The 19,814-nt window shown below is 60.0% G+C and carries 18 protein-coding genes; 10 read left to right on the top strand and 8 right to left on the bottom strand.

What is annotated here, in order from left to right; all coding sequences use genetic code 11:
* Positions 1-148: 148 nt before the first annotated feature.
* The 9 genes from DEJ54_RS00270 (at position 149) to DEJ54_RS00310 (ending at position 9,300) form a co-directional block, all read left to right on the top strand.
* Positions 149-1,123 carry a metal ABC transporter solute-binding protein, Zn/Mn family gene (locus DEJ54_RS00270; protein ID WP_113152793.1) on the top strand — a complete coding sequence of 325 codons (975 nt, stop codon included), beginning with the start codon at positions 149-151 and terminating at the stop codon, positions 1,121-1,123.
* Positions 1,124-1,219: 96 nt separating this feature from the next.
* Complete coding sequence (locus tag DEJ54_RS00275; RefSeq protein ID WP_113152794.1) at positions 1,220-2,035, top strand: metal ABC transporter ATP-binding protein; 816 nt, start codon at positions 1,220-1,222, stop codon at positions 2,033-2,035.
* Between the two features lie 4 nt (positions 2,036-2,039).
* On the top strand, positions 2,040-3,254 hold the full coding sequence (locus DEJ54_RS00280; RefSeq protein WP_113152795.1) for a metal ABC transporter permease: 1,215 nt from the start codon (positions 2,040-2,042) through the stop codon (positions 3,252-3,254).
* Between the two features lie 29 nt (positions 3,255-3,283).
* Complete coding sequence (locus tag DEJ54_RS00285) at positions 3,284-4,210, top strand: metal ABC transporter permease (RefSeq protein WP_090327497.1); 927 nt, start codon at positions 3,284-3,286, stop codon at positions 4,208-4,210.
* A gap of 370 nt (positions 4,211-4,580) precedes the next feature.
* Positions 4,581-5,669, top strand: a complete 1,089-nt coding sequence (locus tag DEJ54_RS00290) for an ABC transporter substrate-binding protein (protein WP_113152796.1) — start codon at positions 4,581-4,583, stop codon at positions 5,667-5,669.
* Positions 5,670-5,671: 2 nt separating this feature from the next.
* Positions 5,672-6,724 carry an iron ABC transporter permease gene (locus tag DEJ54_RS00295; protein ID WP_113152797.1) on the top strand — a complete coding sequence of 351 codons (1,053 nt, stop codon included), beginning with the start codon at positions 5,672-5,674 and terminating at the stop codon, positions 6,722-6,724.
* A complete protein-coding gene (locus DEJ54_RS00300; RefSeq protein WP_113152798.1) occupies positions 6,721-7,482 on the top strand; it encodes an ABC transporter ATP-binding protein in 762 nt (253 codons plus the stop codon). The genes DEJ54_RS00295 and DEJ54_RS00300 overlap by 4 nt, the downstream gene beginning before the upstream one ends.
* The gene (locus DEJ54_RS23435; protein ID WP_245447639.1) at positions 7,479-8,783 is read left to right on the top strand and encodes a hypothetical protein; all 1,305 of its coding nucleotides are present in this window, start codon (positions 7,479-7,481) and stop codon (positions 8,781-8,783) included. The genes DEJ54_RS00300 and DEJ54_RS23435 overlap by 4 nt, the downstream gene beginning before the upstream one ends.
* Entirely contained in the window at positions 8,776-9,300 is a 525-nt protein-coding gene (locus DEJ54_RS00310) for a hypothetical protein (protein WP_113152799.1), read from the top strand. The genes DEJ54_RS23435 and DEJ54_RS00310 overlap by 8 nt, the downstream gene beginning before the upstream one ends.
* 233 nt (positions 9,301-9,533) lie before the next feature.
* Here the strand turns inward: DEJ54_RS00310 and DEJ54_RS00315 are convergent, their stop codons facing one another.
* Complete coding sequence (locus DEJ54_RS00315; protein WP_245447768.1) at positions 9,534-10,304, bottom strand: AraC family transcriptional regulator; 771 nt, start codon at positions 10,302-10,304, stop codon at positions 9,534-9,536.
* Between the two features lie 470 nt (positions 10,305-10,774).
* On the opposite strand from DEJ54_RS00315, the gene DEJ54_RS00320 reads away from it, so the two are divergent.
* Positions 10,775-12,754, top strand: coding sequence for a TonB-dependent receptor domain-containing protein (locus DEJ54_RS00320; RefSeq protein WP_113152801.1), 1,980 nt, complete (start codon positions 10,775-10,777; stop codon positions 12,752-12,754).
* A gap of 217 nt (positions 12,755-12,971) precedes the next feature.
* Here the strand turns inward: DEJ54_RS00320 and DEJ54_RS00325 are convergent, their stop codons facing one another.
* The 7 genes from DEJ54_RS00325 to DEJ54_RS00350 form a co-directional block, all read right to left on the bottom strand.
* A complete protein-coding gene (locus DEJ54_RS00325; protein ID WP_245447641.1) occupies positions 12,972-14,108 on the bottom strand; it encodes a helix-turn-helix transcriptional regulator in 1,137 nt (378 codons plus the stop codon).
* A 294-nt stretch (positions 14,109-14,402) separates the two neighbouring features.
* Positions 14,403-15,989 carry an autotransporter domain-containing protein gene (locus tag DEJ54_RS00330; RefSeq protein ID WP_162742191.1) on the bottom strand — a complete coding sequence of 529 codons (1,587 nt, stop codon included), beginning with the start codon at positions 15,987-15,989 and terminating at the stop codon, positions 14,403-14,405.
* The gene (locus DEJ54_RS00335) at positions 15,986-16,954 is read right to left on the bottom strand and encodes a hypothetical protein (RefSeq protein WP_113152803.1); all 969 of its coding nucleotides are present in this window, start codon (positions 16,952-16,954) and stop codon (positions 15,986-15,988) included. The genes DEJ54_RS00330 and DEJ54_RS00335 overlap by 4 nt, the downstream gene beginning before the upstream one ends.
* A 324-nt stretch (positions 16,955-17,278) precedes the next feature.
* On the bottom strand, positions 17,279-17,632 hold the full coding sequence (tnpB, locus tag DEJ54_RS23120) for an IS66 family insertion sequence element accessory protein TnpB (protein ID WP_162742192.1): 354 nt from the start codon (positions 17,630-17,632) through the stop codon (positions 17,279-17,281).
* A complete protein-coding gene (locus tag DEJ54_RS23125) occupies positions 17,562-18,035 on the bottom strand; it encodes a transposase (protein WP_162742193.1) in 474 nt (157 codons plus the stop codon). The genes tnpB and DEJ54_RS23125 overlap by 71 nt, the downstream gene beginning before the upstream one ends.
* A gap of 145 nt (positions 18,036-18,180) precedes the next feature.
* Entirely contained in the window at positions 18,181-19,263 is a 1,083-nt protein-coding gene (locus DEJ54_RS00345) for an ABC transporter substrate-binding protein (RefSeq protein ID WP_113155990.1), read from the bottom strand.
* Positions 19,264-19,441: 178 nt separating this feature from the next.
* Positions 19,442-19,798 (bottom strand): hypothetical protein, encoded by a 357-nt coding sequence (locus DEJ54_RS00350; RefSeq protein ID WP_113152804.1) that lies wholly within the window; start codon positions 19,796-19,798, stop codon positions 19,442-19,444.
* Positions 19,799-19,814: the final 16 nt, after the last annotated feature.

Genomic DNA, 19,814 nt, shown 5'->3' on the forward strand with positions numbered 1-19,814 from the left:
TGAATATTTCAGTTGCAATTCATTCGCATTTGCATAGTGTCTGCGATCGTCCCGGACGTCAATTGCATTTGCGAATGATTTGCAATTGTGAGGCAGATTTTCAGTGCGGTGCATCGCCATCGCAAACCAAACTCGACAGGAGAGTTGCATGTTCAACAAAATGAGGCGGTCTTTACTGGCCGCATTGGCCGCAACCGCGCTGGGGGCCATGAACCTCGCCACAACGGCAAGCGCTGAAGAAAAGATCGACGTGGTCGCAACCACGGGCATGATCGCCGACGCTGCCCGCCAGGTGGGCGGCGACCTGGTGAACGTGAAGGCACTGATGGGACCGGGTGTGGACCCGCACGCCTATCGCCAGACCCGCACGGACATCTCCGCCATGACCAATGCAGACCTGGTGCTCTGGCACGGTCTCTTCCTGGAAGCGCAGATGCAGGACTTCATGCATGACCTTTCAGAGAAGCGAAATGTGGTCGCCGTTGCCGAAGGCCTGCCCAGGAACATGCTCCTCTCGCATGACGATTATGACGACAAGTTCGACCCGCATGTGTGGATGAACCCAAATCTCTGGTCCAAGGTCGTCATCTCCGTTCGTGATGCGCTGGCCGAGACCAATCCCGAACAGGCTGACGCCTTCAAGGCGAATGCCGCAAAGCACCTGGATGACGTGGCGCAGCTCGCCAACTATTCGACCAAGGTTCTCTCCTCCGTCCCCGCAGAAAGCCGCGTCCTCCTGACCGCGCATGACGCGTTCAACTATTTCGGTTCCGCTTACGGTTTCGAAGTGATGGGCATTCAGGGCATTTCGACAGAGAGTGAGGCCGGTCTCAACCGCATCGCCGAACTGGTCGATCTGCTCGTTGATCGCGATATCGGCGCGGTGTTCGTCGAATCATCCGTATCCGACCGCAACATCCGCGCACTCATCGAAGGCGCGGCCGCCAAGGGTCACGACGTCGTCATCGGCGGCGAACTGTTTTCCGATGCGATGGGGCCGGATGGCACCTATGAGGGCACTTACATCGGCATGATCGACCACAACACGACGATCATCACCCGCGCCCTCAGCGGCGAGGCCCCAGAGCGCGGAATGGCTGACAGGCTTGCAGTGGGCAGCTGACCGCAGCCCCCCGGAAGAGCGCCCTCGCTGGCGCTCTTCCGTATTTTCCGGATTCCATAAGCGGGGCCAGCCCCGCAGTTTAAAAGGCAACAAGACATGAGTGAAGCAGCGGTGGAACTGGTCTCCCCAGGCGGCCAGACAACCAATCCCCACGGTTCAGTGGAGACCCCATTGGCCGTGCAGGGCGTCACCGTATCCTATGGCGAGAAGCCCGCAGTATTCTCGGTCGACGCTTCGATTCCGGCCGAGAGCATGACCGCGATCATCGGGCCGAACGGTGCAGGAAAGTCCACACTTCTGAAAGCCGTTCTTGGCATCGTTCCGCGCCTTTCAGGCAGCGTAACGGTGTTTGGCGAGCCCTTCACCAGAGCCCGGCACCGTGTCGCCTATGTACCGCAGCGCGCTTCCGTCGACTGGGATTTCCCCACCCGGGTGATCGATGTGGTCATGATGGGGCTGTTTCGCGAACTGGGTCCGCTCAAACTCGTCCGCCGGGAACATCACAAGACCGCGCTGGCCTGCCTGGAACGGGTCGGCATGGTGGATTTCGCACACCGGCAGATCGGCCAGCTCTCCGGCGGACAGCAGCAGCGCGTCTTTCTTGCCCGCGCCCTGGCCCAGAACGCCGATCTCTACCTTCTGGACGAGCCCTTCGCCGGCGTGGATGCGGCTACCGAAAGAGCGATCATCGATGTCTTGAAATCGCTCAAGGCCGACAAGCGCACCGTCGTCTGCGTACACCATGATCTGGCGACCGTTGCGGACTATTTCGATCATGTTCTGCTGATCAATGTCCGCAAGATGGCTGAAGGACCGGTCGCCACAACCTTCACCGGCGAGAACCTCCAGAAAACCTATGGTGGACGCCTGGCAACCGCGCATATCGATCAACTGAATCTTTCGGCAGCCTAGTCCCATGTCGAGCAATTTCATCAACGCCCTGCTATTGCAGTCCGGTTATAACGCCGCACTCGTCGCCATCGGAGCGACGCTGCTCGGGATCGCCGCCGGGAGCGGCGGGACCTTTCTTTTCCTGCGCAAGCGCGCGCTGGTCAGTGACGCCGTCGCGCATGCCACCCTGCCTGGCGTCGGCATCGCCTTCATGCTGATGGTCGCGTTTGGCGGCGACGGCCGGAGTCTCATCGGCCTGCTTCTCGGCTCTGCCATCAGCGCCGGCATCGGCCTCCTTATCGTCGAATGGATTTCCCGACGCACGCGCCTTGCCGAAGACGCCGCAATCGGTGCGGTTCTGTCGGTCTTCTTCGGTCTCGGCATCGTTCTTCTGACGATCATCCAGACCATGTCGCGTGGCAAGCAGGCAGGTCTGGAAGGGTTTCTGCTCGGCTCCACCGCCGGCATGCTGTTCCAGGATGCGGTGGTCATCGCCATCGGTGGCGCACTGTCCGTTCTTGCGGTGATCATGCTGCGCCGCCCCATGACGCTGGTTGCGTTCGATCCGGAGTTTGCAGCCGCCTCTGGCGTCAATGTTCGCAGGATTGATCTGGCGATGATGGGTCTTGTGATGGCTGTCACGGTGATCGGCCTGAAGCTCGTCGGCCTGATCCTTGTCGTGGCAATGCTCATCATCCCACCCGTCACCGCCCGCTTCTGGACCGACCGAACAGATCACGTGATATGGATTGCAGGCGCTGTGGGTGGCCTCTCCGGTTACATCGGCACGGCGCTTTCGGCCTCCGCTCCCAAAATGCCAACCGGGCCAATCATCGTCATTGTGTGCTTTGCGCTCTTCGCACTGTCACTTCTGCTCGCGCCCAATCGCGGTGTTCTGGCGGCCGTTTTCCGTCATTTGCGTTTTCAGCGCAGGGTGCACATGCGTCAGGGGCTGCTCGCTCTCGCGCATCAGGAGCAGATCTTCGACCCACTCACCATTCGGGTTCTGCGCCGCGCAGGTCTCATACGGGCCGACAGTGTGGCGACGGCCAAGGGAAAGGCGCTCGCATCGAAAACGCTGCGCGACGAGAAGCGCTGGGAAGTTGCACGCCAGATCCATCAGGACGATGTCATTTCCGGTCGCTATGACGGCCTCACCCCCATCGAAGCCATCCTCACCCGAGACGAAATCTCGGAGATCGACCGGCATCTCGGCCCACCCGTTCCGGCAACCGCCTGAAACGTCTGCATTCAAAGGACTTCCTACTCATGGGTTCCGAATTTGTTCAGTTGAGCCTGACACCGCTTCTGATCGGCATCTTCGCAGCAATTGCCTGCGCACTGCCAGGCAATTTTCTCATCCTTCGCCGGCAGGCTCTCATCGGCGACGCCATCAGCCATGTCGTTCTTCCCGGCATCGTCGTCGCCTTCCTTATAACCGGTTCCATCACCACATGGCCGATGATGCTCGGTGCCGCCGGCGCTGCGGTAGCCGCCGTCATTCTCATTGAGCTCATCAAGCGGCTGGGGCGCATCGAACCTGGCGCAGCAATGGGGGTTGCATTCACCTCGCTGTTTGCTGGCGGTGTTCTCCTGCTCGAACAGAGCGACACGAGCACCGTTCATCTCGACGTTCAGCACGCGCTTTATGGCAATCTGGAAAGCCTGATCTGGCTTTCCGCCGATGGCTGGCAGTCGCTTACGGATGCTGCGGCGCTGGCCGATCTGCCTCCGGAATTGCCGCGCATGGCGGTCGTGACACTCGTCATCACTCTGCTAACGGTTCTGTTCTGGCGTCCCCTGAAGCTCTCTACCTTCGATGAGGGCTTCGCCGGCACGATCGGCGTTCCAACCACGGCCTTCAGTTTCGGGCTTGTGGTGACGGCCGCAGTCGCTGCCGTTGCGGCGTTCGACGCCGTCGGGTCGATCATCGTCATCGCGATGTTCATCTGCCCGCCCGGTGCGGCCCGGCTGATGACCAACCGGTTGGAAATCCAGGTTTTGTGGAGCGTCGTCTTCGCGACCCTTTCAGCAACAATCGGCTATGTCCTGGCCGGTTACGGACCGTTGTGGCTTGGCAGTGAGCATGCAGTCAGTGCCGCTGGCATGATCGCCACGGTATCAGGCATCATCCTGGGTCTGACCTGCCTCTTCGCACCGCACCGCGCCCGCCTCGGCGCGCCCCGGGACGCCTGATACTCTTGTTGACACCGCAAGGGACATCACGTCAGCGAGAAAACCTCGGTGACGTGATGTTCTCTGCGCGGGTCATTCGGTCATACTTGTCAATTTGAGAACGCGCTAGCTTCAACTCGCGGACTTTTCAGGGGAAAAGCTCACGCCTGCAGTTCGCGGGCCGCATGAAAGGTCCGCAACGCATCTGCGCTTCATGTCCGTCCCGATCCCGACCTGCGGGCCAGTCAGAGCAGTCTCATCAATCGTTCCCGCGTTCACTCAAATCCTCGAACGAACCATTCCAGAGAAGCAGAATATAACTTGACATTCTAAATCATATTTATATGCATCCAAAAACCTTCCTCTTTTTATCCAGTTTTTGGAGTCCTCAATGTCCTGCTTGAAATTTCCGCTCGGTGGCGTGGTGGCGCTCGCATCCGTTTGCTTATCTGGAAGTGTCCTCGCGGAACCGATCAGCATCATCGATCACGAAAACCGCACCATCACGCTAGACAAGCCTGCGGAACGGATCGCCTCCATCCCCATCCCGATGGCCTCGACAATCATCGCGATGGATGGCGGTACGTCGAAGCTGGCCGGTATGAACCCGACCGCAAAAAGCGCGATCATGCAGGGCATTCTTGGAAAGATCTTTCCTGAAGCTCAGAACATTCCCTCCGACATCACGGCGCCGAACTTCATTCCCAATGTGGAGGAACTCGCGGCGACCAACCCCAATCTGGTGGTTCAGTGGGCCGGTCGCGGGGCCGACTACGTAGACCCCATTACCAATGCCGGTCTGAACGCGCTTCTGATCTCCTATGGAACGGAAGAGAAGGCCCGCCAGTATCAGTCTATGGTCGCAACAGCGATGGGCAAGCCCGAACGCGCCGAGGCCAACACCCGCTGGCGCGAAGAAGTGGCGACCGAGATGGCCGACAGGGCCGAAGCAATCACCGAAACTGACAAGCCCAGAGTGCTTTATCTTCTGCGTGCGCTCGAGAGCATGAAAGCCTCAGGCGCCAAGGGCAATTACAACACGTTCTATATCGAACTGGCAGGTGGGCTCTCTGCATCGGCCGACCTCGCAGGCAATGGCGTGACCATCAGCCCGGAACAGATTGCCGAATGGAATCCCGACGTGATCCTGCTGAACAGCTTCGAAGCCGATCTCGATCTGGAGCGCATCCACGACGATCCCATCCTGTCGTTGACCAATGCAGCGCAGGACGGACGCGTCTACAAGATGCCGCTTGGCGGCTACCGCTGGGACCCGCCGAACCAGGAAAGCCCGCTCACCTGGATGTGGCTTGCCAACCTGCTCCACCCGCAGGTGTTCCAGTACGATCTGCGCGCGGAGATGAAGGATGCGTATCAGAAACTGTACGGCTATGATCTGACCGAACAGGACATCGACGATATCCTTCGGCTGAACACACAGGGTGAGACGGCGAACTACGCCCAGTTCAGGGCGCAGTAACAATGAGCCTCATTACCCGGGAGGCCGGACGACGCAATGTCGCCGGCCTTCAGGCAGGCGTGTTTGGCGTGATGATCGCCGTGCTCATCGCATCGCTCCTGTTTGCAATCGGCGCTGGCCGTTTCTCCGTCGACACACCGCGCATCGCGCAAATCCTGTTTGCTGCGGCGACCAATCCAACCGCGTCCATCGAGCAGATGGATGAGCGCATCGTGCTGCTCGTGCGCCTGCCACGCGTGCTTCTGGCGGCTCTTTCGGGGGCAGCACTGGCGGTTGGCGGCGCAGCGCTGCAGGGTGTCTTTCGCAATCCGCTTGTATCGCAGCAGGTGCTCGGGATCAGCCAGGGTGCGGCCTTCGGCGGCGCACTGGCCATCCTCTTTGGCTATGCCGGCGTCATCCTGCTCGGCATGTCCTTCGCTCTGGGTCTGGTGGCGCTTGTTCTGGTTGGACTGCTCGCCCGCATCAATGGCCGTACGGAAATCATCACCGTCATTCTATCGGGCATGATCGTTGGCTCGCTTTTCGCTGCGCTCGTGTCCATCGTCCAGTTCGTCGCCGATCCCAACACATCATTGCCGGCGATCGTCTACTGGTTGATGGGCTCTTTCTCGACCGCGACATGGCCGCGCCTGTGGCTTGCCGTTCCCGGCATGATGCTTGGGCTGCTTCTCATCTGGCTTATGCGTTACCGGCTGAACCTTCTTGCGCTGGAGGAACAGGAAGCGCGCGCTCTTGGCGTCAATCCAGACCGCGAGCGCTGGTATGTCTTCATCGCAATAGCGCTGATGACGGGCACATCCGTTGCTGTTGCCGGCATAATCGGCTGGATCGGCCTGGTGGTCCCGCATGCAGCCCGCATTCTGGTCGGTGAGGATCACCGGGTCATGATCCCTGCCTCTGCCCTTCTCGGGGCGGCCTATCTGACCTTTATCGACACGCTCGCACGCACGCTGACAGCGGCTGAAATTCCGCTTGGCGTCCTTACGGCCCTCATCGGAGCGCCCGTATTTGCATTCCTGCTGCGGCGTCATTTCAAGGAGGTGAACCGGGCATGATCGGTTTGCAGAATGCTACGGTCTCCTTTGGCGACCGGGCTCTTTTCACAAACATCAGCTTCGAAGTGCCCGTGGGGCGCTCCATGGCGGTGCTTGGCCCCAATGGACGGGGAAAGACCACGCTTTTGCGCGCACTTCTGGGGTTTCAGCCTCTCTCGGGGGGCACGAGGAATGCGCCACGGGTGACAGGCTATGTGCCGCAGCACGGCGCATCGCAGGCGAGGATGACGGGTGCCGAAGTGGTGATAATGGGCCGCGCTGATCGCCTGGGCCTGTTCGGCCAGCCCCAGGCGCAGGACCGTGCGGCTGCGCTTGAAGCCTTGTCCGAAATCGGCGCGAGCCATCTGGCGGATCTGCGCTATGATCGAATGTCGGGCGGGCAGCGCCAGATGGTGCTCATCGCCCGTGCACTGGCGACGGGCTCACCGGCGTTGGTCTTCGACGAACCAACATCAGCGCTGGACCTCGGCAATCAGGCGCGAACGCTTGAACTGCTCGATGGGCTGCGTGAGCGGCGGGACAGGGCGATCCTGTTCACCACACATGATCCCAATCATGCGCTGGCAGCGGCCGACGACGTTCTCATGATGATGCCTGGCGGCCAGGAAGTACACGGCCCTGTCCGAGAGATGATCGAACCCGCACGGCTTTCTGAACTCTACGGTGTGCCCATGTGCTGGGTCGACGTCGACGCCCCGTCCGGTGCGCAACGCCAGGCCATCGTTCCCACATTCGCAGGCATCGAGGCCGCCGCATGAGTGTTCTCTACCTGCACTCCACCTACGAGGAACCGGCACAGGCGGTTCTTGATGCAGCTACCCGGGGTGAAGTCTCAATTGTTCGTCAGAATGAGCTTACGCCCGGCGCACTTCTGGCGCACAAGGGGCTGATCACCGGCAACCAGCTCGACCAGAATGCCATGATGACGATGAGGGATGCCCTCACAGCATTCCTTGATGCCGGTGGCCGCTGGTTTTTCAATGGTCATATGGTGCGACCGCTGATCGACGGCCTTTCCCGGTATCGACCGATCTGCCAACCAAAGCGTGCCGACTTCGATCTGATCTCGGTCAATCGGCACCCGCTGTTCGATGGCATCGATCTGGAAAAACTGGAAACCAACAAGGGCGTTGCCGGGTTTTATGGCCGAGGCTGCAACCCGCCACCGCCGGGCGCGATGGTCATCAACGGGCTTGGTTCCACGCATGTGCCGGTCGACTGGGTCTGGAGCCGGCCGGAAGGTGGCCGCGTCTTTTCCCATTCCGGCAATGACCTGGGCTCGATGGGGCGCGAATGGGGGCTCTCTCCGCAGCTTGCCCGGCGCATAATCGACTGGGCGGGCGGCGGTGCATGCCTTTCAGCACCGGTTTTTGCTGCCAAAGCATCGCAGGCGGAGACGAAACTCGCGCCGGCTGAGACCTATAGCGGGATGAAGTCGTCGCAGAGCAGGAAGCGTCGCCTCATAGCGTCTTCATCAGGGACCTATTACCACATCCACAGCCTTGAGAGCCCACGCTACGCAGACACATTTGACGTTGTCTGCGCCCCGGAGACGCTGGCAGATGAGCTGCGGCCGAGTGATGCCCTGTGGGTGCCATGTCGTACGCCGGCGCACAGGATGATCGAACAGCGCGATGTGGTGCTACGCCACCTTGAGGCAGGCGGAACGGTTGTTGCACTTGGCGAAAGCCGCTCCGATCTCTGGATGCCCGGCATTGAATTCACGTCGGTTCCAACCAACTGGTGGTGGTGGCTTGAAACGGGAGCAGATCTCGGCGTGTCCATCACGGCCCCGGACCACGCCTTGCTGGCCGGCATCGGCAGGAAGGATCTGACCTGGCACCTGCATGGCTGGTTCAGGCCGCCTGAAGGCGCGCATGTGCTGGCGACCGACCGTGAGGATCGCGCGATCCTCTACGAGGATACGGTTACCACACCCGGCCGGATGATTGTTTCGTCGCTGGACCCGTTTTTCCACCATGGCTCACACTTCATGCCTGCCACCACGCGCTTTCTTGATCGCTTTATTCCCAACCTGAAAGACTATCTGAATGCATGACAAGATTACCGTTCTTGAGAACGGAACCGAACTTACCTTCACTTTCGACCAGCTTTTGACCTTTCATGGCGGCGGATTCCCCGGTGGGGTGGTGCATGGCCTGAAAGCCATGCAGGCTGCCTTTCCGCTCCTGTCGGATGGACCTGTCGAACGGAGAGAGATTTCCATCCTGACAGCCTTTTCTGGCCCAGGTGGTCGGGATGCGCTGGAAGCCGTGACACGCGCGCTGACCGATGATCGTCTGACGGTCGACCGTTCCATCGGCGGCAAGGACGTCATTTCAGACCTGCCGGGGCCGTATCTGTTCCGGTTCAGCTATCGGGGACGCACTGCCGAAGCCACGATCAAAGCAGGCCATGTTCGTGAAGAATTCGTGGTGCTGGGCGCGAAGAAAGACAAGTCGCCCGAAGAGATCACGCGCCATGAAGCGCTGAAATCAGAAATGGCGCAACGCCTCCTGCCCCTGCCGGCTGACGAGATCTACAACGTTCACGTTCTGGCTGATACGCAGGCATAAGTCGCCGAGCATCCATTCGGACGCGCGATGGACAATCTGAACTCCTGATAAGCATCGGACCGAAATGCAGAAAGCGTTTTCGGTCCGATGCGCTGATTTCGCCCCGGGCCTGGCCTTACAACACGCTGCAAACCGATGTCCTCAACGGCCTTCTGCGCCGGCTCCTTTTATGTCACGGATTTTCGCAAGCCGAGTTCGGTAGCAACCCGCATTCGAGATGTCGCATAACGCGTTCACACGCGAACCTGGCCGGGGGTCACCCCATAGGCCCTTCGGAACGCGGTTGTGAAACTCGAAATGCTGTTGTAGCCGGCCATGTGAGCGGCATGGGATATAGGGATGCCGCCACTTGTCAGCGCCACACGCGCTGCGTCCAGCCTTTCCTGCCTGATGAAATCGAAGACCGTTATCCCGAACTGCGCCTTGAAATGCCGCTGCAGGGTGGAGGCGCTGGACCCCACTTCCCGCGCAATCAGGTCGGTCGTGAGATCCTTGTCCAGATTGGCAACGATGAATTCGCGCACGCGCTCGCACTGGCGCAGGCTCATCAGCGCCGGCGCGGGCAGTGCCTTTTCCTTCCTTTCCGCAAGCATCGCCAAAAGCGACTGCCACATCATGTCGTGCGCCTGCGCCCGGAGATAGAGCGAACGCAACTCGCCCTTCAGCGCCGGTGGCGGGCTCATGATCTTCTTCGCCAGTTGAAGGATGTGCTTGCCAGGTTCGAAAGAAAAATGCGCGAGATGCGCGCTGAAGAAGTCCTGAAGAACGGATCTCTGCTCGACGTCCCGCGTGTCAAACAACCGCTTCAACCACGGCAGAGGAGCCGAGATCATCACCTTGTTCAGCGGCATCTCGCTTTCATTGAAGAAGCGGAGCCTGCTGTCCCTGGCCACGTTCAGCATGAAGACGACCGGCGGCTCCGTCTCCCCCGAACCAGCACCGATGTGGAAAAGAGTACCGTCGATCGCAAAGTGCTGCGCGCCCTGCAACAACACCATGAGCATGAATTTCGGCCAGATTTCCAGCTCCTGCGTCTCGGTTGTGCAGTTCGGCACTCCCTCGATTGCACCGACAAAGAGCTCATGTGAGGTGTATTGCATTCGATGCCCCTGATGCCGCAACCTGCTTCCAGCCAATGCATCGCGCCGTTTGCGCCTAAGACATTGCGGTTGCCGCGAAACGCTTCCGGCTCGACTTCGCAGCCCGGCCAAATCTATACATGACAAATCTTCTCAAGATTATGCTGCATCCCGGTGAGAAGCAAGTCCACGCCCGGTGACTACCTGCGGTCAACAAGCGGTGCGGACCCTGCCGGAGACAGTGTTCAGGGGCCGGGTACATGAAGTTCGAAGATGCCGAATGCACGACATATGCGCGCTCGGACAACGAATTTTGCCCGCCCCGTCCATATCTGACCTGCGGCCGCAGAGCGGGGGCTACGCGCTTCACGGCCGGCACTTAACGAGGAAAGCAAATGACGTTACCGCGGGTACTGCCGCTCACCGGTGTCTCCCTGCTCGCTCTCGCATCCGCGCTACAGGCGCAGGACGCAGGCCAGGGCACGACCCTTCTCGACACGATCACGGTCATCAGCCAGGGCGAGGAGAACATCGAGGCGACGGGTGGAACCGTCATCACCCAGGAAGATCTCGAAATCCTGCAACCGTCTAACGTCTCGGAACTGTTCTCGCGCGAATCCTCGGTCAGCGTCTCAGGCGGCGGCGGTCCCTCCAGGCGCATTCACGTTCTCGGCATGGAGCAGTCAAACCTCGCCGTCACCGTGGACGGTGTCCCGCAGACCGCAACGAGCTGGCATCACACGGGCTCCAATGTCGTCGACCCCGTCTTCCTCAAACAGGTTGAGGTTGAGGCCGGCGCTGCAGCCGCGGATTCAGGATTCGGCGCGGCAGCCGGAGCCATCCGCTACGAAACCGTTGGCGCGCTCGACCTGCTGGAGGACGGCAGAAATCTCGGCGCGCGCCTTGGCCTTTCCTACGGCACCAACGGGCGCGGTCTTTCCGGCAGCGCCGCCGGTTATGGCCGCTACGAAGGATTCGACTGGTTCGTGATGACCCATGGCGCGACCGGGAAGAACTACGAGAACGGCGATGGCGTGGAAATTCTGGGCACCGAACCTGCTGCCCGTAATGTGCTCGCCAAGCTGGGTTACGAAGCCGAAGGTCACCGCCTCGAATTCGGTTATGAGCGCAGCCGCGACAAGGCCGACCGCCTGATCAAGATGAACATGGGTCTCGCCGGAGACACGGTTCATCCGCTCGAAGTGGCACGGGACGCCGTGAACCTGAAATACACGACCACCGCCCCCACCGACATGTGGGACCCGGAAGTGATGGTCTATTACAGCGAAAACGACTACTGGCGGCCAAACTATCAAAACCGCACCAACGGCAACATGGCGCTCGACGAGGATCTGTTCGGCGGCAAGTTTCAGAACCGTTTCACGCTCGACAATGGCAACATCACCGCCGGCGTAGACTTCGGACGGCACGGTTACTTCACCGACAATTACGGCAATAACAATCGCCGCTATCGCGAGTTTTCAACGCTGCAGCTTGGCGTCTTCGCGCAGGGCCGCTTCGAGTTCGACAACGGCTTCAACCTGTCGACCGGCGCGCGCTATGACGGACACCGCTTCACCGACTGGGATGACAACAGGTTCTCCGACAGCGGCGCCAGCGTGAACGCAACCCTGTCCTACAAGTTCAACGACCATTTCGAGGTGTTTGCAGGCGCGTCCCGCACCTGGCTCGGCTATGTCATCGGTGATTACGGATATGTCCACGCCCGTGACGACAGCTTCTCCACCGATCCCGGCTTCAGCCCCGGAACGGCGCAGAACCTGAAGGTCGGCGCGAACTTCGGTGGCGAGAACTGGAATGCCGGCGTGACCCTGTTCGACACCCGTATCGACGGCCTGCCTGAATATGGCTGGGGTTCGGGTGCAACCCTGCACAACAATCCAAACGAGTTCCGCTCGCGCGGCGTGACACTGAACGCCGGCTATCGCTGGGAAAACACACGGATCGGCGCGACCTTTACCAAAGCGAAAGTTACTGCGTCCGGCGCGTCAGTGCTCCCCAACAGCGGAACCTTCATGCCGCTCGGCGACATGGCAACGCTCTACATCGATCACGAAATGCCGGATTACAATCTGAAGCTCGGCGCATCACTGACCTGGGCTGGCAAGATTTCGGACGATGCGGCCACCGCCGCCGGTTTCTACGACCAGCCTGCCTATACAGTGGTCAACACCTATGCCGAATGGACCCCGCCATCCTATGAAAACATGTCCATTCGTGTCGGTGTCGAGAACCTGTTCAACGAAACCTACTATGAGCGCACAGGCTTCGCCGCCAGTTCGAACCGTGGTGGCATCGATCCGGTGTATGCCCCAGGTCGCACCTTTACGTTCCACACGGCCGTGAAGTTCTGATTGAATGGAGCGGGTGCCCGCCCGCTCAGGTATTGTCCACGCCTTGGGCGGCGGCACCTCGCCGCCCAAGACACCCCGACCAATAGAAAGCTGGTCATCTGCCAATAGCCAGAACTGGTGCTTTCGTCAGATGACTGGTTCAGGCTTCAGTACAGTCTGAGAGCATTGGTGATGCGCCGACATGAAGCCGTGGCTCCATGAATGCCACCGCCATCGCTCACTGAAAAAGCGGATTGCGCATTGCTTCGATGATGCGGACGATTTCGGGCTGTCGACGCACGTCCATCTTGCTCATTGCACTGTGGATCTGGTTTCGCACCGTGTAGACGCTCGTGCCACGGACCTCAGCGATTTCCCTTGCTGAAAGGCCAGAGGCGACATGAAGAACCACCTGCGTCTCATGCGGCGTTAAACCAAACCTGCCACGCATTTGCGCTGCTGCGTCGAACACGAGGTGGTCACGCGCGATGGTCAGCAGGTATCGGGGTTCTTCCCGACCGAACAGTATGCCGGACGGCCTGTGGCCGATATCACCCGGCCCGATGGGAGCAATCCGACAAACAATATCCGCCCCACCTGCAGCATCATGGATACGCAAGGTCTGCGGCTCCATGGTCGCTCCTCCAGAAAGGGCATGCGCGAAGTTCCCCTCACATCCAGCGTCGCGAAACACCAGCCGTTGACGAAAATCGCTGCGGATGACCTCTCCCGAGGAGAGCATCGCTTCAGCATTTGCATTGGCGAACACAATCCGGCGATCACGCGTCAGCACGATACAGCCTGCTGCGGCTGGGTCCTGCACATTGACCAGCGCCCGTTTTTCCAGGTCCGCGCTCGCCAGAACCCGCGCCACCTCAAACGCCTGCCGCAGATGAGGTGTCAGATGCCTGACGATCTGCTGCCACGGCGTCTCCAGCCACTCGGAATCCTGCGAACGTATGCTGCCACTGAAAGCGAACAGGCGCTTGTCCTGCTTGAACAGCAAGACGGAACACCCACCGGTGATATCCTCCTGCGGTCGCACCCAGTCGTGATAGAACTCTGTGCCGCGCAAGCCAGCCTCGCTCCAGACATCCTCATATGCGACAAGCTCGCCCGCCCCATGCTTCATCAGTCGTGCAGCAAAAAAATCTTTCTCGGAATAGTAATCCACGTAGGACTGCTCGAATGCAGGATCATATCCGAACTGGCGCGCACCCAACTCTATTCGCGCTTCCATGTCGTAGCCAAACAGGCAGGTTCGCACACCACCACCAACCAGGTCCGAGCACGCCTGAAGAAATGCACCCCACTTCCTGTCGTCCAGTGCAGCCCCATAGGCCAGCATGGTCAGCGTCTCGAGCCGGTCTTTCAAATCCCTCTCCCCCAGGGCGAATGATCAAGTGCGTCTCGTGGTGCAAGCGCATCATGAGGCAAGTGTTCCTCACATGTAAACAGTGCGGAAAAGCACCCGCTGAGCAGGCGCGCCTGGCACCGGCCTTCCTCAGCAGCCACGCGCCTGTGGGGGTTAAAGACAACTACGGCAAACGGCCTTTTCGCAACCGACCTCTACTCCTCCCCGTACAGCGCGCCTTCCACCAACCAGAAAGGCGCTGCCGTTCGATTCCACCAGGTTTCTTGGGAGAAGGACTTGGCTCTGGCCCTACGATCAGAACTGGACGCTCAGGGTGGCCTTGGCCGACTGATCCCGCAGGCCCGACCCGAACAGCCCGCCGTAGGAAAGACCAAGAGTGGCCCTCTCGGTAACGCTCACATCCACCCCGGCGTCGAGCACCAGAGTATCCTGCACCAAAGGCAGACCAGCAATGGTGAAAGCATTGCCGCCCGAAGCGAACCGCATTTGCGAGGTCGGCGCATCACCGAATGCGTGACGCCAACCGACCATGCCACGCAACGTGGCATCCATATCCCCAAGCATCATATCGGCTTCAGCGCGCAGGCCGAGCGTCGTGAAGGTCGCATCGACAGTGCCAGACGCCGCGGTCAAAGCCGCTGCCCCACCAGTCTCGGTGAATTCGTCGGTGGAGAGGTTCACATACGCCAGATTTGCAAAAGGCTCCAATCGGGCGGAGCCCGTTTCGAGACTGTAAGCCGCCTCCCCCCAGGCCTGCAGGGTTCGGGCGCTGTAGGAAGAAGAAAGACTGTCTGAGAAACCCGAGAACGTCACCGTCCGTGATGTATCGAGGCTATGCCAGCTATGGGCCACACCGCCCATCAGGGTGAAACTGTCCCACTCCCCACCCCCGTAGGCACCAAGTGTGTATGTATCGACCGTGCCGGAGGACCTGCGATCATCGACACTGAAGCTCGAGCGAGAATAGCCTCCTAACACGCCAAAGCGCAGATCTTCCCAAACCGACGCATCACCACCCATCAGGATTCCGCCTATGGAGCGGTCGAGACCGGCGGCATTTCCGTCGCCATTCCATTGGCTCCACGAACCAACAGCCTGCCCCCACACCCCTGGGGTCAGAGAGTCTCTGTCTTGGGCATCATTTTCGATAGCAACGCCACCCAGTGCCATGCGCATCCGACCCATCGCCGCTTCGCGGGGAAATCGGCTGTCATCAAGAAGTGTGGTATTCGCCGAAGCGTGGACCTCGCCTGAAAGCCGGTCGAGAGCGATGGGTGCTTCCGCGTTGGATAACGGCAGAACCGCATCATACACACTGTTTCCCGCGCCCAGCGAAAAGGCGCCATCACCCGTCGCGCATTGATTGGCGGACATGCCTGACACGCAAAAGCCCGTCACAGGCGTCACGGATAGCGTCGAAGTCAGGTAGACATTGTTGGCGTCGTAGGTGTCCGTAAAGTCGAGGAAGGCGAAACCGTCCGTCACATTGTCGAAGCCAGTTCCCACCAACGGATTCGCAGATGTGACGATGGTGTAAGTGCCCGGCGTATAGGTCGAACCGTCATCGGTTCCGTTCTCAGGTGTTACGTGCACCGTGCCGCCGTTGATCGTGACATTTGTGCTGTCCAGCAGGTCGTTATGTGTTCCAGCAGCAAAGCCGCCATTTTTGAGTTCGACCTCATAGAACGAACCGCCTTCGAAGGTCGCCGAGAACATGTTGAGCGTGCCGATGGAATTGCCCGGCGCCAGTGTGCCACCGGACCGAATGGTCGCAGAGACGACATTGCCGGTGCCGCCCAGAGTGCCATTGCTGTAGACGGTTACGTCACCACCAAACCCGTTACCAAGTGCTCCGTTGACATAGAACTGGCCGCCGATCACATGCGCCTGCCCACTAAACCCGCCCCCATCGCCAGTAAGAACGGTTTCCCCGGCGATATGGGTGATGGTTCCAACCCCGGAGATATCGGGCGAAAAAACGTAGCCCGTGTCGGTGTGGTTGAACAGCAGGTTGCCCGTGCCGTCTCCGAACTCGATTTTGCTGGCGGACAGTGTGCCTGCTGCCTCGGCAGGGTCATTTGCATACCCCCGATGGCCAAGCCGCCGAACGAACCAGTATACTCCGCGAGAAGCAAGGTACCCGCCCCCGATTTGACCCCCATTTTGCCGCCATTGGCGATCTTCATGACCCCTTCGCCAGAGCCTCCGAGTTTTAGGTCGCCATTCGTGATCGACCATTGTGAGCCCGGTCCGGTGATGATGACTTCACCTTTTCCGCCAGTCGACAGTCCGGCTCCGCTAACGATGTCGCTGGTGACCTTACCGCCATTCGTGATCTGCATAAGGCCGTGGTTCAAATTACCAACCACCAGCTGCAAATTGTTCCACTGCGCGCCGGAGACGAACACACCGTTATTGTTTCCCGCACTGGCGTTGTGATCGATGTATCCCTCGTCAGAATTGAGGATGCTACCGTTCTGCATGATCAGCCTTCCGTCCCCAATCGAAGCTGATGCATCGGAACCGACATAGATATCGCCAGCGAGAGCTGTGCCCCCGTTGATAATCGGCATATTGGAGCCCGCCGGCATTTTGATGAACGCATTCAAGCCAGTTCCCGGTCTTCCGGAATCCCAGTTTGCATTGTCGTACCAGTTGACCTGATTGACGGCGGACCCCGCTGTCCAACTTGTCTGTTGCGCCAACGCCGGTGTCACGCCAATCGATACAAGACACAACGCGGCGATATTGATCGAAAGCAGAGCCGGCCCCTGGCATCGGCTGCGTCGCTCCTCATTTTCAATCGCGAATTGCCCGATTTTTCTGGCGACATTGTTCGTCGTCAAATCACTGTCCTCTTCACCTGAACGGCTTCCAACCGAATTCCCACCCTGAAAGCCCGCGCAGATCCACCGAAACGGACCGTAGCGACAGGGCCAGAAACCGGTCTAGCGGAGCCACGCACAGGACTCATGATGCAAATTGACTATGAACCGGCGAGTTCTGGACGGATACAGAACGATCTCACAGCATGTGCCGCGCCGCAATCAGCATCGCCTTCAGGGCGGCAACATCATCGGGAAGATCGGCGGCGTTCAGCATGGCGGGAATCTACCAAATCCCGCTTCGAATTGCCTTTGGTATTTGCCACACGAGTCATCGTGCCGCAGCTATTCAATGGCCACCGGTACTCTCGTTTCCACGGAGCGAACGCGTCGCCAGTCGAGGCCCGTAAACAGCGCTTCGAACTGAGCGTGGCCCAATGTCATCAGGCCATCTCTGATGCCCGGCCAAGTGAAGGTGTGATCTTCCAGTCGCTTGTAGGCCATCGCAAGACCGCTGCCATCCCAGTAGATCAGCTTCAACCGATCCGCCTTGCGTGACCGGAACACGAACACCGTTCCAGTGAAAGGGTCCTTGCGCAACTCGTTCTTCACCAGCGCCGCCAAGCCGTCATGGCCCTTGCGGAAGTCCACAGGCTTCGTCGCTACCATGATTTGCACGCGGTTTGATGGAAAGATCATGCCGAGGTTGCAAGCGCACGTGCAACAGCCACGACCCGGGCGGTCGATGCGCCTTCCTCCACGCTGATAGTGACAGGGCCGACAATGATCTCGGGACGGTTGACTTCTTTGGTCGGCGGTTCGGCGGCAGGGGCTCCACGACCATCGCGGCGAATTCCAGCGCCTCTTCAGGCGCAGGCAACACCAGTTTGCCCTGTCGTGCCATCGTTCGCCACGACGACAGGTGGTTCGGCTGCAGCCCATAGCGGCCCGCAACCTCGTTCACTGTCACGTTCGGGCGCAGGCTTTCCGAAACGATCCTGGCCTTTGTCTCATCAGGCCAATCGCGACGTCTCCCACGACAGGTCTTCCCAGCCGTGAATATCTCCAGTGTAGTCTCCATGGAGAAACTCCCTTTGCTCATCCATGGAAAGCCGATCACAGATCAGCGCTGACAGGGCAATGTGGCGGCAACACACCGCTTACGAATGTCCGGCGTCCTTTCATCACAGAACAGTGTGCTCTGCTGCAAATTGGCCCCTTTGGTATAGGGCAAGAAAAGGCCAAGATCAGAAACCGTTGGGCGCAGGATCATGCATTTTGAAGGCATTGCCCTCCACCCGGTAGATGGAGCAGTTGCGCTCGACCGCGCCCGATGACGAGAAGCGGAACGAGCCAAGCACGCCCCGGAAACCGGAGCGCGAGGTGAGCGTGCCGCTTGTCAGCCCGGCAGCCCCTCTGGCGCGGGCGATGCCGATGGCGAGGGCTGCCGCATCGAAACCATAGGCCGCATCCCGCGACATGGCCCTGCCGAATTCGGTGCGGAAGCGCTCGGTAATCTCGCCGACGGCCAGCTGGTCGACACGGCATATGAGAACGCCTGCGCCTGCGGGGCCGGGCGGAAAGTCGGGCGTGGCGAGGATGAGCGCGCTGGCCGGCAATGCACCGGTGGCGCGAAGCCCCGCCAGCGTGGCTGCCGGCGAACGCAGGCCGGGGGCAAGAACGATGGCCTGCGCCCCCTGAAGCTGCGCGGCTCTGGATGCAAGCTCGCCCGTGGAATTGGCCGAGACCGGAATGTCTGCGATGACCGTGCCGCCTTTGGCAGAAATACCGGAACGCAGGCGCGCAAGACTGGCCTGATCTGCATCCGCAGCGTGAACGATCACGATCTTCCTGCGGCCCGCGCCAATGGCGTAGGCCGCAGCCTCGATGCTGCTGTCGACCGCGTCGGACAGGAAGGCGAAGACGCCGTTCTTGCGCTGAGCGCCATTGGTAACGAACGCCACCACAGGCGGATTGCCGCCCGATGGAACGGCGTTCAGAAGACCGGCCTGCGCCGGGCCGATGATGATCTTCGCGCCGCGCTCGACGAGCGCATCAACCGCAGTTTTCGTGCCTGAGGCATTGGCTTGTGCGTTGTAGATGGCCAGCGTGACCGCATCTCCGCCAAGCTGTTGTGCGGCGAGCTTCGCACCATCACGGTAATCGCGTTCGGAGGCGCGCGCGGCGCCTGCAAGCCCGGTGATCATGCCGATTGTCACGGGCCCGGAGCCGATGGTCTCAAGCCCGGCTGCGGAGGATGCAACCTTGCTGTCTTCGACGTTGAGCGTGTCTTCCACGCCGGATGACTGGCAGGCGGCGAGAGCCAGCATGGCGCAGACGGCAAGAGGCCGCGTCAGACGCGCGAGCGAAAAGACACAGTCACCAGAGCGTTTTCGCGCAATTCCGGACGGAAAACCGGTTTCCACTTGTCCTGAAATTGCTTCAGGGCGCAGCAACGGCTCGGAAGACACTCTCATCGGGACACCAGGCACCCGGATCTACGGCAGATCAATACATGTACCGAACCATGCGCGAGTGGAAACACTCGCACTTGTTCAGATAGTCCTCATCCCGATAGGCGGACTGGAGATAGCCATAGGCCTTGCCGCAGGCGACCTTGGCCTCGGAGGCCCAGACGAAGGCGGGGCGACCCGAATTGATCCATTGCGGGCTGTCGGCAACGGCGACGGCCTCATCCATGAGGCGGACGACCTCATTGGTGAGGGTGGCATTGTTTTCGATGGTGAGAAGTTTGGCATTCCCGGCCACCGGGCAATAATCGCCGGTGGAGAGATCGGCAGACTGTGCCCCGCCGGCCAGAATGGTCCCGACAACGACAGCAAGCCCCAAAGTAAGCTTCTTCATAAGTCCCCCGTGGCGT

Origin of the sequence: Nitratireductor sp. OM-1 (assembly GCF_003296175.1) — a bacterium.
GTDB lineage: Bacteria > Pseudomonadota > Alphaproteobacteria > Rhizobiales > Rhizobiaceae > Nitratireductor > Nitratireductor aquimarinus.